Genomic DNA, 15,878 nt, shown 5'->3' on the forward strand with positions numbered 1-15,878 from the left:
ATAGATATTAATTGATTTTACTTTAGCCGTAACTTAGTGGTTCATGATCATAGTTCCGGAACTATGATCATGAAGGTAAAATGGGCAGCCGGTGCCAGCAAGGATCAAGACGCATGGGTTACCGTTGCTGCCTTTACTATATTAAATAATCACCAATCAGCTTTAAGGGATGAAAGTGTCGAGTCGTGTTGTTGAATTGAGTCAATACAATTTAAAACCTGCCGAGATCCTGACTTTGCCTTCGACCATGGCGAGTCATCAGCATGAGCACCCGCAGGTGGTGATCGGTCTTCAAGGACAGGCAGAATTTGATATTCTTGGCTGTGGTAGTGTATTAAATCCTGGCCAAGGTTGTATTGTCAGCTCTCGCCATGATCATGCTTTTGGCGGTTTTCAATCTTCGCCGGATATTTTGGTCTTAAACTTGCCCTCTCCAAGCCATTCTGATCCCATTTTTTTAGATAAGATCAATGAGATAGCGACTTCACATGTATACTTTCAACTGGATCAACGCCTAAAGAAGATCATTGAAATGTTGGTCTTTGAGATGAACCAATACCCTGATGACGTACTATTGAGCCGAGCGTGTCACGATACTCTCGTTGCTTTGATGCATACGCATATCACTGGGCTATCGACTGGGGATCGACGGTCGAGGTTAAATATCGACTTGCTGGATCAATACATAGACACGCACATTGCTCGCCGTATTAGTGTCGCGCAATTAGCTGGATGTGTGTTTCTCGGTGAAAGCCAGTTTTATCGATTATTTAAAGAAAAGATGTCACTGACCCCTCATCAATACGTTTTGATCAAACGCGTTGAACACGCTTGTGAGTTAATTAAGCAAGGTCATTTATCCCTTGGCCAGGTCGCTGGCATGACAGGGTTTTCTAGTCAAAGTACTTTTACCCATACTTTTACTCGCCTACAAGGGCTCTCACCCTCCGCATTTAAAAAGCGTTACGGATAGTTGTGTCTTTTGACCAATCGTGTTACTGGCATGTATTGACAGTGTTAATAATCAGAGCTTTTGACAAAAAGACACGAGTATTTCGCAAGTAAACATTGGCGTCTCAATCTACACTGGGAAATATAAGCCTAGCTCACAATGGAGTGACGTGGTTATGCACCTGGGAGCGAAAGTTGATTTCGGTCAGTAATGTTGAATGGAGGACGCCCTGTGTTGATTGCTAATGAGGTCTTTAAACCTGAGTTTTTTGCTCAATCTAAAGAGGAAATATGGTCGTTTATTTCCCCTTTATATCAAGTGGATGAATCGAGTTGGATAGAGCAGTTACTGCCTTTTGCCAAGGCGAGTGAGACTGAAAAAGCGCTCATGACTGAGCAAACGTCGCGATTGATCAAGTCTGTGCGTGCCGACAAAAAAGCATTGCAAATGGTGGATGCTTTATTACTGGAATACAGCCTAGATACCCAAGAGGGGATCTTACTGATGTGTTTGGCGGAAGCGTTAATGCGTATTCCCGATAAAGCCACTGTCGATGCGTTAATAAAAGACAAATTGACCGTCGCGGATTGGAAGTCGCATTTGAAGCACTCTGATTCAGTGTTCGTCAACGCGTCGACTTGGGGGTTGATGCTGACGGGAAAAGTTATCGGTATCGAGAGTCGAAAAATCAATAGTCCTACACAAGCGTTAAATCGCCTTGCCAATAAGTTATCTGAACCCGTTGTTAGACAAGCCATGTATCAAGCCATGAAGTTGATGGGACACCAGTTTGTACTTGGTCGAAGTATTCAAGAAGCACAGAAAAATGGGCGCGAATATCAAAGCAAGGGGTATACTTACTCTTACGACATGCTCGGTGAAGCCGCGCTCACCAACGATGATGCCCAGAGCTATTTTCAAGATTATTTACACGCCATTAAAGCCGTTGGTCTTGCCGAAGCAGGACAAACTGGCCTGCATGCGCCTTCGGTCTCTATCAAACTGTCTGCTTTACACCCTCGCTATGAAGCGGCTAACCAAGAGCGAGTACTCACTGAGCTTTACCAATCAGTGGTTGAGCTACTCGAAACGGCAAGAGAGCACGATGTTGCCATCACCATTGATGCCGAAGAAGCGGATCGTTTAGAGCTTTCGCTCAAGCTGTTTGCCAAACTTTATCGTCATTCTAGCGTTAAAGGGTGGGGCAAGTTTGGCCTTGTCGTTCAGGCGTATTCAAAACGCGCTCTGGCGGTGCTGGCTTGGTTAACTAAATTGGCGATGGATCAAGGAGATATCATTCCAGTTCGTTTGGTAAAGGGAGCGTATTGGGATAGTGAAATCAAATGGTCTCAACAAGGTGGGTATCAAAATTACCCGGTGTACACCCGCAAAGAATCAACGGATGTGGCGTATTTGGCCTGTGCTCGGTTTTTACTGGGCGAGAGTGTCAGAGGTCATATATTCCCTCAATTTGCCAGTCATAATGCGCATACCGTGTCAGCAATTTCTGTCATGGCAGAGCATCGAGATTATGAGTTTCAACGCTTACACGGTATGGGGGAGGCGTTACACGAGCACGCTAAAAAGCATCATCAACAAAGCGTGAGGATCTACGCCCCTGTTGGCAGCCACGAGGATTTGTTGCCATACTTGGTTCGCCGACTGCTGGAAAATGGCGCCAACAGTTCTTTCGTTCATCGTTTAGTCGATGCCGACTGCCCTGTTGAGCAATTGACCGAGCACCCTGTCGATGGATTGCAGCGACACTCAACCTATCACAATCACCAGATCAATTTGCCATTAGCTATTTTCCAAGAGAGAAAAAACTCCAGCGGTGTCAATATTAATGTTGATAGTGAGTGTTTACCTTTTGAGCAGCAGGTCAAGGGTTACTTAGATCGAAAATGGCACGCTTTTCCGATGATCAATGGCCTATTTACTTATGAAAGCATGATCAAGGAAAATGCGAGTCCAACCGTGATTTATTCTCCTTACGATAAAACCATAGAAGTCGGTCGTGTTATTGAGGCTAACCTTGATCATGTTTCCGTTGCCATTGAATCGAGTCAGGCGGCTTTTTGCGATTGGAATGCTCAGCCAGTGAGTAAGCGCGCCAGGCTATTACGCGTTTTTGCCGACAAATTGGAAGAGAATAAAGCGCAGTTGGTCGCAATTTGTCATCAAGAAGCGGGAAAAACCATACACGATGGGATTGATGAAGTCCGCGAGGCGGTGGATTTTTGTCGCTATTACGCCATGCAAGCAGAAAGCTATTCTTCGCATTCGGTGACCGGTTTTGATGGGGAAGATTACCATACCCTTCGTGAAGGACGTGGTGTTTTTGTTTGTATCAGCCCGTGGAACTTTCCTTTGGCCATTTTTCTCGGTCAGATCACCGCAGCCTTAGCAGTGGGCAATACTGTGATTGCTAAGCCTGCCGAGCAAACCAGTTTAATCGCCGCTCGCGCAGTTGAACTCATGTTAGAAGCGGGATTTCCGCCAAGTGTGATTCAATTATTGCCGGGTCGCGGGTCGGAGTTAGGGCCAGCGCTGACTTCTCACCCCGCCATTGCTGGTGTTGCATTTACTGGTTCAACACCTACGGCTCAGCGCATCAATACGACGTTGGCGAAGCGCAACAGTACTCCAGTCCCTTTTATTGCTGAAACCGGTGGGCAGAATGCGATGATCGTCGACAGCACGGCACTGCCTGAGCAAGTGGTACGCGATGTCATGCGTTCGGCCTTTGCCTCTGCGGGGCAGCGCTGCTCAGCATTGAGGGTATTATTTTTACAAGAAGACGTCGCCGATAGGATTATCGAATTAATCAAAGGGGCGATGAAAGAGTTGCGGGTAGGGCTGCCCTATTTACACGCCACCGATGTGGGGCCTGTCATCGACCAAGTCGCCAAGAGTAAATTGATCGCTCACATTGACAATATGACGCAAAGTCACACCTTGATTGCTAAAACGCCATTGCTGCCTGAGTGTGAACGTGGCTTTTTCGTTGCGCCATCGGCGTTTGAAATTGACGATATCTCTGTCTTAACCGAAGAACACTTTGGCCCTATTTTACACATTGTTCGTTACCGTTCGCATCAGTTAGCCCAAGTTGTCGATAGCATCAATAATACCAAATTTGGGTTGACCTTTGGTATCCACAGCCGCAATGAAACCACGTATCGCTGGATTGAAAAACACGCGCGGGTGGGAAACTGCTATATCAATCGCGATCAAGTCGGTGCCGTGGTAGGGGTTCAGCCTTTTGGTGGACAAGGGCTGTCAGGAACTGGGCCGAAAGCCGGTGGGCCACATTATTTGTATCGATTTAGTCAAACGCGCTTAGTAATGGCAAAACAAGGAGAGCAACAATGAGTCATCAAGTTACCTACTTTACCGATGCCAATCACGCTTGGCCACAGTGGAACCAAAGTGATGTTGACTTTAAACGTCAGTACTTACTTTCTCTTGAGCGCTTTTTATTTGGCCGCTACCCGGATCTTGCCAAGGCGATGCGTTATCAGTTAAAGCACAGCTTAGCTTGGGTCAATAAGGTTGAGAATATGCCTGGGCCAACCGGGGAAACCAATGAGTTGTACAGCTCAGGGCGTGGTGTGTGTGTCATCGCAATGTCAAAGGACACCGATACCCCCTCGGCATTACAGGCGATTTTTGCTATAGTGACCAGTTCGCTTTTAGCGGGAAATACCATCATTTTTTGTTCAGATAATGAAGTATTCAATACCATTATGACTGAAGCATTAAATGAGTTGAACAATCTGACACCCAATGTTGTCCAGTTAACGCCTTATGATGCGTTACAGCCATTGTTGGCGATGGACATAAGAGGTTTTGCTTATGTCGGCACTGCAGACGTCGAGCAAACACTCAACCTAACATTGGCTCAGCGCGATGGGGCGATCATCAGCATGGTGTCAGAAACGGATTTTGTTGCGTTACCGACCGCGCAGGATCCCAACCTTGTGCTGCGCTTTATTACCGAGCGCACACGTACAATAAATATAACGGCCGTCGGGGGCAATGCGACGTTACTAGAGCTTGGTAATGAGGCGCATTAACTCGAATATTCTAGCCCTTTGACGAAAGTCAAAGGGTCATGGAAGGCTTATTTCAAGTGAGGATATCACATGATCGAAAATAGTTTCGCAATAACAAGTACGTTTCTTGCCTATCTTATTTTGATGTTGGCAATTGGCGTTATTGCGTACAAACGAACGTCAAACTCTTCAGACTACTTCCTCGGAGGCAGAACCTTAGGCCCATGGCCTGCGGCGCTTTCCGCTGGCGCATCGGACATGAGTGGTTGGCTGCTGCTCGGCTTGCCCGGCTTTGCTTACGCGTCTGGCATTGAAGCGGTTTGGTTAGGTGGTGGCTTGTTGATGGGGACCTGGCTCAACTGGCTTATTTGTGCCAAACGATTGAGAACGTTTAGCATCCAAACGGATGCTTTGACCTTACCTGAGTACTTGTCACGCCGTTTCAACGATAAGTCGAAATTGATCCAAGTGATCTCATCGTTATTCATTTTGCTCTTCTTCCTTTTCTACACGAGCTCAGGATTAGTGGCTGGTGGTAAGTTATTTGAAACAGTCTTTGGTTTGGATTACACCACCGCCGTTATCATCGGTACTGTCTGTGTGGTCTCTTACACCTTGTTTGGCGGGTTTCTTGCTGTGGCATGGACCGATTTAGTCCAAGGTTTACTCATGGCAGCTGCGTTGGTTTTTGTCCCCGTCGTGATGATGGAAAGCGGTACCACAGAGCTTGTTAACAACCTTGAAGCCATTAACCCTCATTTATTGTCTGTGTGGAATGATGTGAAAGGGGAGCCATTAAGTTGGATAGCGATAGTCTCTTTGATGGCTTGGGGCTTAGGTTACTTTGGCCAACCTCATATCCTGGCGCGTTTCCAAGCGACTCGTTCTAATAAAGATTTGACCACGGCGCGACGCATTGCGGTAGTGTGGACTATCCTTTCTATGATTGGGGCGCTCGCCATCGGTCTGGTTGGCTTAGTGTACGTCACAACCCATCCCGGAACTTCGCTCGAAGACGGTGAAAAAATCTTTATGTTGCTGGTGAATGCGGCGTTTAACCCTGTCATTGCAGGTATTTTATTAGCAGCCATCCTTGCTGCGATTATGAGTACAGCGGATTCTCAGCTATTGGTTTCTTCTTCTGCACTGGCTGAAGATTTTTATAAGCAAGTAATCAAAAAAGACGCGTCATCAGAAGACATTGTTAAAGTTGGCCGTGTGGGGGTATTAGGCATTTCTCTCCTCGCTTTGGTATTGGCTTTAAACCCTGATAGCTCGGTACTTGGACTGGTTTCTTACGCTTGGGCTGGTTTTGGCGCGGCTTTTGGCCCTGCTATTTTACTCAGCTTGTTCTGGTCTAAGATGAATCGCAATGGCGCATTGGCCGGTATTATTGTTGGTGGTGTCACCATAGTGGTCTGGAAACAGCTCTCAGGCGGTTGGTTTGATTTGTATGAAATCTTACCAGGTTTCGTCTTCTCATCGATTTCAATCGTATTAGTGAGCCTGTTAACGGGTAAACCAGAAAGCCATGTTGAGACTCAATTTCAAGAGTTTGAAAAGAAATTGGTCGACCTTGAATAAGTAAAAGGTAACCTCATTGCGGTGTACCCTGTGATCTCATGCCCAGTGTTTTTGCACTGGGCATTTTTGTTAGCACAAAGTAAAGTTTTGTAAGTTTGCAATCTAAAGTTACATAATGTTAAGCATGTCTCATTTTTTACTCGAGAATTGAATTATTTTGCTAGCTTAGCTCGAAAAATGTTCAACCTTAGGCTAAGAGGAAATTATGCCAGATATGTACTGCCCTGTGTGCGATAAGAAAACGGCGCACAAAGTTATCATGACGCGTTGTCACGCTGTTGAAGACGCTTCTTTGGTGCAACGAATTTGGTCAATGACATCAACCGTGGCGAAGTGTATCTCGGGGCAGCATTATTATCAGTTAGAACCACAGTGTTTTTGTCGAGTGTGCAATCACGCCAAAATGATTGGAGAATCCCACTCTCCCTCGAGCCCATCAGCAACACCGCGCTTAAATTTCAAGCAACTTCAGCCTTAGAATGAAAATAGCCTGTGACGGGCACAGGCTGGTATTCGTGATTGTTGTCGTACCTACAGAACGGTTACATCGTCATCACTAATTTGGATAACAACCCAATAAGGCCGCCAAACACGCCGCCCCAGACAACGAGCCAACCTAAGTGTTGTTTTATTAAGTCTTGTACCATCTGTTTGACCATTTGTGGGGTCAGTTCTGCCAATCGCTGATCGATGAGCATTTCCACTTTACTTAATGCTTTTTCAGAGACGAAAGGTTGCTGTAATTGCGTTTGTATCGCGTCTTGAACCTGAGGTTGTTGGCTCAGCTCAACAACGGCGACTTGCATTTTATCAATGAATGGTTCTTTTAAAGGTAGTAAGGCTTCTTTGCCTCCTAGCATACCCAGCATACCGCCAAACGATGAGGCTTCAATGACATCGACGAGGTCGTGAAAAGTCGGTTCGAAATCGATCTTGTTAAGGATCGGCTCAAAGTCGATAAGGTCACTTCCCTGAGTTTGACTCATGGCCTTTTCTAATTGCTCTTGATTGAAAAATTGCTCCATTAATAACGTTTTAATCGCCGTTTTAAACTCTTCGAAACGCGTTAAAATAACCCCTGAGCCATACAGCCCCGGGACTTTTTCAAACAGCATGTGTATGGCAAGCCAGTTTGTGACAGCGCCAGAAAAAGCAAATAATCCCGCATAAGTTAAATAGGGCTGATGAGTCAAATAGCCTAAGCCCCAGACGGTAATGGCAATGATATTGGTGACGATGCTTTTGTTCATTAGACCTCTTTCTTCATCTTATTTTATCAATGGCAAGTATTATCTACGCCAAGCACACTTAATCAAGCCAGTAAGAACCTTAAGCGTGCCTAGCAATATTACTCTTCTGGGGTTTGACCTAAAAAGCCGCCAGTCTGATGGCGCCAAAGATGGGCATAAATTCCTTCTTGCGCTAACAACTCTGAGTGTGTGCCTTGCTCTACAATTTGACCTTTGTCGAGTACGATTAATTTGTCCATGGCGGCAATGGTGGACAGTCGGTGGGCAATGGCAATTACGGTTTTACCATCCATCAATTGGTTCAGACTCTCTTGTATTGCCGCTTCGACTTCAGAATCGAGTGCAGAGGTCGCCTCATCTAAGACCAAGATAGGAGCGTTTTTCAATAATACTCTGGCAATGGCAATGCGTTGTCGCTGTCCACCCGACAGTTTGACACCTCGTTCACCGACTTGAGCATCAAAGCCGCGTTGGCCAAAGGGGTCAGTTAAGTCATCAATAAACTCATTGGCATGGGCTTGTATTGTCGCCTGTTGCAACTCTGCTTCGCTGGCCTCCGGGCGGCCGTAGAGAATATTGTCGCGGATCGAACGATGCAGTAGCGATGTATCCTGTGTCACCATACCAATATGGGCTCGCAATGAGTCTTGTGAAATGGTGCGGATAGATTGGCCATCAATGGTGATGTCTCCTTGCTGAATATCGTGAAAGCGCAGTAACAGATTGACGAGCGTTGATTTTCCCGCGCCAGAGCGACCCACGACGCCAATTTTCTCCCCAGGCTTGATCGACAGATTGAGGTTTTGAATGACGGGTTTTTCTTCGCCATAGTTAAAGTTAATATTCTTAAATTGAATCTCGCCAGAGCTCACCTTAAGCTGGGTCGCATTGTGGTTATCTTCAATATCAATGGGCTTAGATAAGGTTCGTATTCCGTCCATCACCGTGCCGATATTTTCAAATAACATACTCACTTCCCACATGATCCAGCGAGACATACCATTGATTCTTAATGCCAAACTGACGGCGATCGCAATAGCGCCTACCGAAATCGCTTCATTCATCCACAGGTAAATCGACAACGCGGAGACAAAGAAAACCAATAGGTAGTTACTGATCTGTACAATGGTGTCAAAGCCAGTGACCAAGCGCATCTGCGCGTGGACGGTGTCAAGAAAGCCCTGCATACCTTGTTTGGCATATTCGGTTTCTCGTTGACTGTGTGAAAAGAGTTTGACCGTTTGGATATTGGTGTAGCTATCGACGATGCGTCCTGTCATGGTTGAACGCGCATCTGCCTGTTTAGAAGACACTTTTTTTAATTTCGGAACAAAGTAGAGTTGTACCCCAATATAGGTCACTAGCCAGGCTAACATCGGCAACATCAAGCGCCAATCCGCGTGAGCTAATATGACGAGCATACTGGTAAAATACACCAACACATAGACAAAAACGTCTAAGGTTTTCATTACGGCTTCTCTGACTGCTAAAGACGTTTGCATGACTTTGGTCGCTACGCGTCCGGCAAAATCATTTTGATAAAAACTGACGCTCTGTTTGAGTAAATAGCGGTGTGCCAGCCAGCGAATTGACATGGGATAGTTACCAAGCAAAGTTTGATGAATCAGCATCGAATAAAAAAAGATGACTATGGGCATCACAATAACCAGTAACAGAGTAAACCCAATCAAATAGGTCTGATTTTCCTGCCAGAAGGTGGCTGGGTCACTGGTGCTCAGCCAGTCGACTAACTGGCCCATGGCGCTAAACAGACTCACCTCAATAATGGCAATAAAGGTCGCCATGAGTGTCATGATGGCTAAAGGCTTTTCAAAACCGCGGGTGTAGTGTCGACAAAAGGCAAACAACCCAGACGGTGGGGTGGTTGCTTGTCGCTTGGGAAAAGGGGAAGTCAGTTTTTCAAATCGCTTAAGCATTAATGATCCTAGAACGTAAGGTGAGAGGCTAAGAGAATCATTGATACTAGCGAAAAAGCATTAAAATGTAATCACATCATTGATGTTAAAGGAGCAATAATATAATGACAGTCTGCCGTGACATAAGCCCTGGCAAGATAGGGGAAAAGTGCGCATGTATCGCGCTGATGTAAAAGAGGTGAGGTTAAAAATCAATCAGACCAACGTGCTTGTTAGGGCAACCCCTCATCGAGGATTGCCCTAAAGCTTAAATGACCACTGAGCTTAGCAATTAGAAAGCATAAGAAATACTAACAGTGCTGTAGATTTCATCATGGTTATCATCATCAGAAACCTCAGTGTTGTAAATATACTGAGTATCGAGGATTAATGAGACGTCATCGACCAATTTATTGGTTAAATTTGCACCCAGCGTATACTCTGTGTTTGATTGACCGTAATCTACATCCGCACTACCACCGACCGAGAGAGATTTCGAAATCTCTTTACTGCCCAAGATAAAGGCATTGAGGATCAAATCGTTTTCTTCCTGATTTGGGTAATCATCATCGTTTGCTTGGCGTTTTGAATAACGATAACCCGGACCACCACCGACGGTTAAGGTTGCGGTTTCAGAGTCAACCAAGTCGTTTTGAATACCCATAGTAATGTCGTAAACGTGGCGATACGTACCGTATTGAGAATGCTTATATTGGTTTGAAAGGTAGGTCGCATACTCTTCATAAAAGGTGTAAGAGACTTTGTAATCAAGGGTGTATTTATTGACCCCGTCGTCATCATCACTGGAATTGGTGTAGTAAGAGCTCGCGGATAAGGCATGGGTGATTTTGTTTTTTTTGTACTGCAGTGCGCCGCTACTGTTAAGAGAAGAAGAGGTATCATCGGATTTTGAGTAAATAAAACCCAGTTTAGCGCTTCCGGTTAACCCTTCATCTTTATCTTTACTCGGCGTCTCCGCCAATGCGTTTGTCGAGATTAAAAGCCCACCTAACAGGGGAGCCATTACCGCTAATTTCATAGTGACCTCATCGTTGATATTAAATCACTAGGCTAGCTAAATCCCCGTTTTGACTTGTCAAAACATCACTGCTGACAAGTCAGAAACGTGTTAAAAATCAATTAGAATACAGTAAATCGTATAAGAATAACGCGAGGCTACACCTTTGGTGACCTAAGGTGAATAATTTGCATACTGTCTGCTTTAACACGCCTTTTTTTAGCAGAGATTTTCTTAGGTCCTACTTCGCCATTGGCTGTGTTGCAAATGAGACTGGCAGCACTCAAACTGGCTAAAGGCAAGGAAAAGGTCAACTCTTGGTCTGAGGTGTTGAGTAAATACAGCAACTCTTCTCCGTCTTTGCCAATACCTAGATGCAATAGCAACGCTCGGCAGTGATGCCAGTCGTCCATCGACATTTCGCCTCCTTCAGGGCGATACCATGCCACGCGGTTTTTGTTGCGGCTTTCTCCACTAAAGGCCGCAACAAAGTTGGCCATGATAGATTGTCGGTATGAAAATAATGTTGCTAGCCAGTGCTGAAAAGATGTCTTGCTGGTATTGAGATCCCAGTCGATCCAGCTGATCTCGTTGTCTTGGCAATAGGCGTTATTATTTCCTTGCTGTGAATGAGATAAAAGATCGGCGGCTAAGACATGGGGGATCCCGAAGGCAAACAGCACACTGGCGCTTAAGTTGCGTTTTTTACGCTCGCGAATCGCGATGATCTTTTTGTCTTTACTTGGGCCTTCTACGCCGTAGTTCGCAGATCGGTTATCACCGTGGCCGTCGCGGTTTTCCTCGCCGTTGGCGTCATTGTGTTTGTCTTGATAACTGACCAGATCTTGTAGGGTAAACCCATCGTGATAGGTAATGTAGTTGACGGTCAACCGATGTGGCCAATCAATGGCTTGGTATAAATCACGCGATCCCATCAAGCGAGTGGTAAAGTCTTGCATAAAACCGTCATCCCCACGCCAAAGGCTTCTGGAGACATCGCGCAATTTATCGTTGCACTCGTTCCAACCATAGGGAAAGTTGCCGACCTGATAACCATTTGGCCCGATATCCCAAGGTTCAGCGATCAGTAACGTTTTCTTGAGAACCGGGTCTTGAGCGACGGCTTTAAAAAAGCCACTTTGCGGATTGAACTGTTCACCCTCTCTTCCCAAAGTGGCCGCCAGATCAAAGCGAAACCCATCGACGTGGAATTCTTCTACCCAATAACGCAAGGAGTCCATTACTAAGTTTAAGGTTGGCTGGTGGGTAAGGTCGAGCGTATTGCCACAGCCTGTGAAGTTGGCGTAATGGTCACCATATTGAATGTAATACGTTGGATTGAGTCCGCGCAGATTAAAAATAACATCGTCATCACCTCCTTCAGCCGTGTGATTAAACACGACATCAAGGATGACTTGAATGCCGTTTTTATGCAGCTCTCGAATGGTGGTTTTAAGCTCAGAGACCGGATCATTAATAGCAAATCTTGGATCGGGCGCCATAAATAAATAGGGATTGTACCCCCAGTAATTGACCTTTTGTTGGGCGAGTAAGTGTGGCTCCGGCATGCAAGCTGCGACGGGAAGTAATTGTAACGTATTGATATTTTGTTGTTTGTAAAACTCCAGCATAGCAGGGTCGACTAAGCCTAAATAGGTTCCTCTGTGCGACTTTGCCACTTTGCGGTTTTGCTGAGTGAGCCCCTTGACATGCGCTTCACAGATAATCACGGATTCTCTTGGTAATGCCAGCGGCGTAGTGTCTTGCCAATCAAATGCATTATCAATAACCACGCTTTTGGCAATAGTAAAACTGGTTTTCGCATTAAAAGGGGGCTCATAACTCAGCGGCGCATCAATGCTTTTCGCATAAGGGTCAGAAATCAATAACGGCTCGCCGTCCACTTCGATCAGGTAGCCATACCTTTGCCCTGCCACGACATCAGCAACGAATCCATAGCGAATTCCTGCCTCTTGGTAAGGCAACTCAATGATGTTATAGCTATTTGATTCATCATCAAAAAGTGCTAATTGAATCTTAGAGTGAAAAGGAGCGTAGACAGAAAATTGGCATCCGCCTTTTAACAGGGTCGCACCTAGTGGGAAAGGCGAGCAACAAGTCGTGTGTTGGAGAGTCATAGCGGTCCCTTTTAAGTTGACGAAACGGGAGTGGCGGTCCATCGCCACTGAAACGATTGATCAATATTACACCGCTTTGGTGAAAACAAGGGAAAAAAGTGATTTTTTTGAGCACGTTATACAAAAATATCTTTGATTATTGAGATAAATAAAAACCCAGCAAAATACTTTTGTCTGTAAAATAGGTTTAGTATGAATAACATTGGTCGATATAAAAGCGAGAATAAAGGAATGGATATAAACTTATGAGCGCGATAACAATGGCGATTGGCGCGACGTTATTGGCTTTGGTGGTCATTATTATCTGGCTGATTTCTATGGTGTTACGTCGTCAACGATTAGAGGCTGAACGCAAAAAGCAGGCCGCGGCTTATCGAAATGCCATGTTAAAAGCCAAAGAGCAAGAAAAGAAAGATCGCCAGTTTAAAGCGGAGTCTGGCCACGTTCCAACCATGTTGTTTCTGGCCAAAGAGTCAGAAAGAAATAATGTTAAACAAGCCCTCTATTGGTACGAGCAAGCGGCGTTAAAAGACAACGAAATGGGCATGTATGGATTTATTCGCTTAAGTCAAAAGTTTAACGATGACATTGTTTTAAAAGAAAAGGCTAACTTCTGGCGCTATGCGGTTGCCGGTCTGCATCAAGGAGATATTGACTCTCTGTTTAAAGCAGGTAAGGCGTATATCGAGGGCAAAGGCATAGAAAAAAACTCGACGAAAGGACTGAGTTTTATCCATCGCGCGGCCGAAAAAGGGTCTTTGGATGCAATGTTGTATCTGGCCGATGAGTATAAAGAGCAAGAGGGGGAAGGCGAATCGGCTTTATCTTGGTATCAAAAAGCCAGTCTGTTAAACAGCGCGCAAGCCATGGTCGGTTTGGGTGATTGTTATATTCACGGGATAGGTACTGCGCCGAGTAAAATTAAAGGTGCCTATTGGTTTGAAAGGGCGGCAGAGCAAGGTTACCCAGCGGCCATGTATCACGCAGGGATGGCATGGTATGGAAGTGGGCCTGTCGGTAATGCTTTGGCTTATGTCTGGCTTTATCTCGCGTGCCATTTTGGTTATGAAAAAGCGCGCTCATCACGAGATAAGGTGGCAACAACCATAGGGGTTGATACCGTTGTAGGTTTACAAGCGATTGCGAATCCTCTGATTAACAAAATCAATTCAGGCCATGTTGGCAAACATACCATCATCAAAGCACTCAACAAGGTGTATTCACGACCTAGTTATTTTCCTTCCGAGCAATCCGTTGAGTCAGACCAATATGACGGATCAGAGAATGCACAAGCCCCATTGAACAATGAGCACAAAGAGAACCCGCAGGAAGAAAAAGCCTTGAATGATGATAACGCTGGAGCAGAAGCGCGCGCGGAGGATGGCAATCAGGACAATACTTTAGATTTTTCAAAACCTTTTCAGTAAGTGCAATATCCGTTTTGGCTGTGGGTAAACGCCCCAAAAGATAGGTTTGGGGCGTTGATTTGAGATTAAGCGTCTTGTTTAGATTGGCACGCGGCTGCTGTAAAGACCACATCGGTTGAACTGTTGAGAGCCGTCTCGGCAGAATCTTGGATAACCCCAATGATAAAGCCAACCCCAACGACCTGCATTGCCACATCATTAGAAATGCCAAACAAGCTGCACGCCAGAGGGATTAATAACAGTGAACCACCGGCAACGCCTGACGCGCCACACGCAGAGACCGCAGAAACGATACTAAGTAACAGAGCTGTTGCGATATCGATTTCTATGCCCATGGTATGAACGGCTGCCAGGGTCAGTGTGGTGATGGTGATCGCCGCACCGGCCATATTAATCGTTGCGCCGAGCGGGATTGATACCGAATAGGTGTCTTCATCAAGATTAAGCTTTTCACAAAGCGCCATATTGACAGGGATATTCGCCGCGCTAGAGCGAGTGAAAAATGCCGTGACACCACTTTCGCGTAAACACTTAAATACCAAGGGGTAGGGATTGCGCTGTGTTTTCAGCCACACGATAGCAGGGTTGACGATCAAGGCAATAATCAGCATAGAGCAGAGCAAAACCGCCAGTAAGTGAGCATAGCTGGCTAAAGCTGAGAAACCTGTCGTGGCCATGGTTGAAGCCACTAAGCCAAAAATACCAAAAGGAGCTAAGCGGATAATAAATTTTACGATCTGAGAAACGCCATGACTGAAATCATGTAGTAGCGTTTTCGTGGTTTCTCCGGCTTGTCGTAGGACTAAGCCAAAACCAATTGCCCATGCCAAAATACCGATATAGTTGGCATTAACCAAAGCGCGTACAGGGTTGTCGACCACGTTAAACAAGAGGGTTTTCATGATCTCTGCAATGCCGCTTGGCGGTGTCGCCCCTTGAGCACTTTCGACCAAGGTTAGCGTAGTAGGGAAGAGAAAACTCATAATAACCGCGACAAAAGCGGCCAAAGCCGTTCCGACTAAATACAGTAAGACGATAGGGCGCATTTGAGTTTGACTGCCTTGACCTTGCTGAGCAATAGAAGCGACAACGAGTAGAAAAACCAAAATGGGCGCGACAGCTTTGAGGGCACCGACAAAAAGAGAGCCGAGTAAACCGATGTCTTGAGCGAACCCAGGGGTTGCAATGGAGGCGATAAAGCCAAGTACAATACCGGCTAAGATTTGAAGCACTAAGTTGCCATTTAAAAATCGAGCAACGAGAGTGTTTGGTTGCATATTTTGTTCCTGCAATATTTAGGTGATAGTGTGACCGTAGTAGTTGATCTCAATGTTATCGGTCAGTGCCTAAAAACGGGCACCGCCAGGCCAAGGTGAATTGGCATTGAAATCGCCACACAAGTTGATTCGCGACCGATTTTCACGTCCTGATGTTTTCTTTCACTCACTATGATTCCTTCATAGTGAACTTAAGTGATACGCCAGGTTGAAAAAGTCGGTTTTTCCGTGCGAAAAACACAAGGTGGTTGTGACCGC

At 45.6% G+C, this 15,878-nt stretch carries 11 protein-coding genes; 6 read left to right on the forward strand and 5 right to left on the reverse strand.

Annotated elements, in window-relative coordinates:
* The first annotated feature begins 175 nt into the window (after window positions 1-175).
* The 5 genes from AB0763_RS14790 (at window position 176) to AB0763_RS14810 (ending at window position 7,072) form a co-directional block, all read left to right on the forward strand.
* Window positions 176-973, forward strand: coding sequence for an AraC family transcriptional regulator (locus AB0763_RS14790; protein ID WP_306099209.1), 798 nt, complete (start codon window positions 176-178; stop codon window positions 971-973).
* A gap of 210 nt (window positions 974-1,183) precedes the next feature.
* The gene (gene putA / locus AB0763_RS14795; protein ID WP_306099210.1) at window positions 1,184-4,327 is read left to right on the forward strand and encodes a bifunctional proline dehydrogenase/L-glutamate gamma-semialdehyde dehydrogenase PutA; all 3,144 of its coding nucleotides are present in this window, start codon (window positions 1,184-1,186) and stop codon (window positions 4,325-4,327) included.
* Window positions 4,324-5,031 carry a 1-pyrroline-5-carboxylate dehydrogenase gene (locus AB0763_RS14800; protein WP_306099211.1) on the forward strand — a complete coding sequence of 236 codons (708 nt, stop codon included), beginning with the start codon at window positions 4,324-4,326 and terminating at the stop codon, window positions 5,029-5,031. Before putA ends, AB0763_RS14800 begins: the two co-directional genes overlap by 4 nt.
* Window positions 5,032-5,100: 69 nt before the next feature.
* Window positions 5,101-6,594, forward strand: a complete 1,494-nt coding sequence (gene putP, locus AB0763_RS14805; protein ID WP_306099212.1) for a sodium/proline symporter PutP — start codon at window positions 5,101-5,103, stop codon at window positions 6,592-6,594.
* Window positions 6,595-6,799: 205 nt separating this feature from the next.
* Window positions 6,800-7,072 (forward strand): hypothetical protein, encoded by a 273-nt coding sequence (locus AB0763_RS14810; protein WP_306099213.1) that lies wholly within the window; start codon window positions 6,800-6,802, stop codon window positions 7,070-7,072.
* 64 nt (window positions 7,073-7,136) lie between these two features.
* On the opposite strand, the gene AB0763_RS14815 is transcribed toward AB0763_RS14810, so the two are convergent.
* From AB0763_RS14815 to glgX, 4 genes are all read right to left on the reverse strand, one after another.
* Complete coding sequence (locus AB0763_RS14815) at window positions 7,137-7,844, reverse strand: DUF445 domain-containing protein (RefSeq protein ID WP_306099214.1); 708 nt, start codon at window positions 7,842-7,844, stop codon at window positions 7,137-7,139.
* 98 nt (window positions 7,845-7,942) lie between these two features.
* Complete coding sequence (locus tag AB0763_RS14820) at window positions 7,943-9,781, reverse strand: ABC transporter ATP-binding protein (RefSeq protein WP_306099215.1); 1,839 nt, start codon at window positions 9,779-9,781, stop codon at window positions 7,943-7,945.
* A gap of 271 nt (window positions 9,782-10,052) precedes the next feature.
* Window positions 10,053-10,799 (reverse strand): DUF481 domain-containing protein, encoded by a 747-nt coding sequence (locus AB0763_RS14825; RefSeq protein WP_306099216.1) that lies wholly within the window; start codon window positions 10,797-10,799, stop codon window positions 10,053-10,055.
* A gap of 137 nt (window positions 10,800-10,936) precedes the next feature.
* Entirely contained in the window at window positions 10,937-12,916 is a 1,980-nt protein-coding gene (glgX, locus tag AB0763_RS14830; protein WP_306099217.1) for a glycogen debranching protein GlgX, read from the reverse strand.
* A gap of 245 nt (window positions 12,917-13,161) precedes the next feature.
* On the opposite strand from glgX, the gene AB0763_RS14835 reads away from it, so the two are divergent.
* A complete protein-coding gene (locus tag AB0763_RS14835) occupies window positions 13,162-14,343 on the forward strand; it encodes a tetratricopeptide repeat protein (RefSeq protein WP_306099218.1) in 1,182 nt (393 codons plus the stop codon).
* A 65-nt stretch (window positions 14,344-14,408) separates the two neighbouring features.
* On the opposite strand, the gene sstT is transcribed toward AB0763_RS14835, so the two are convergent.
* Entirely contained in the window at window positions 14,409-15,620 is a 1,212-nt protein-coding gene (sstT, locus tag AB0763_RS14840; protein ID WP_306099219.1) for a serine/threonine transporter SstT, read from the reverse strand.
* Window positions 15,621-15,878: the final 258 nt, after the last annotated feature.

Origin of the sequence: Vibrio sp. HB236076 (assembly GCF_040957575.1) — a bacterium.
In the GTDB taxonomy this organism is placed as follows: domain Bacteria; phylum Pseudomonadota; class Gammaproteobacteria; order Enterobacterales; family Vibrionaceae; genus Vibrio.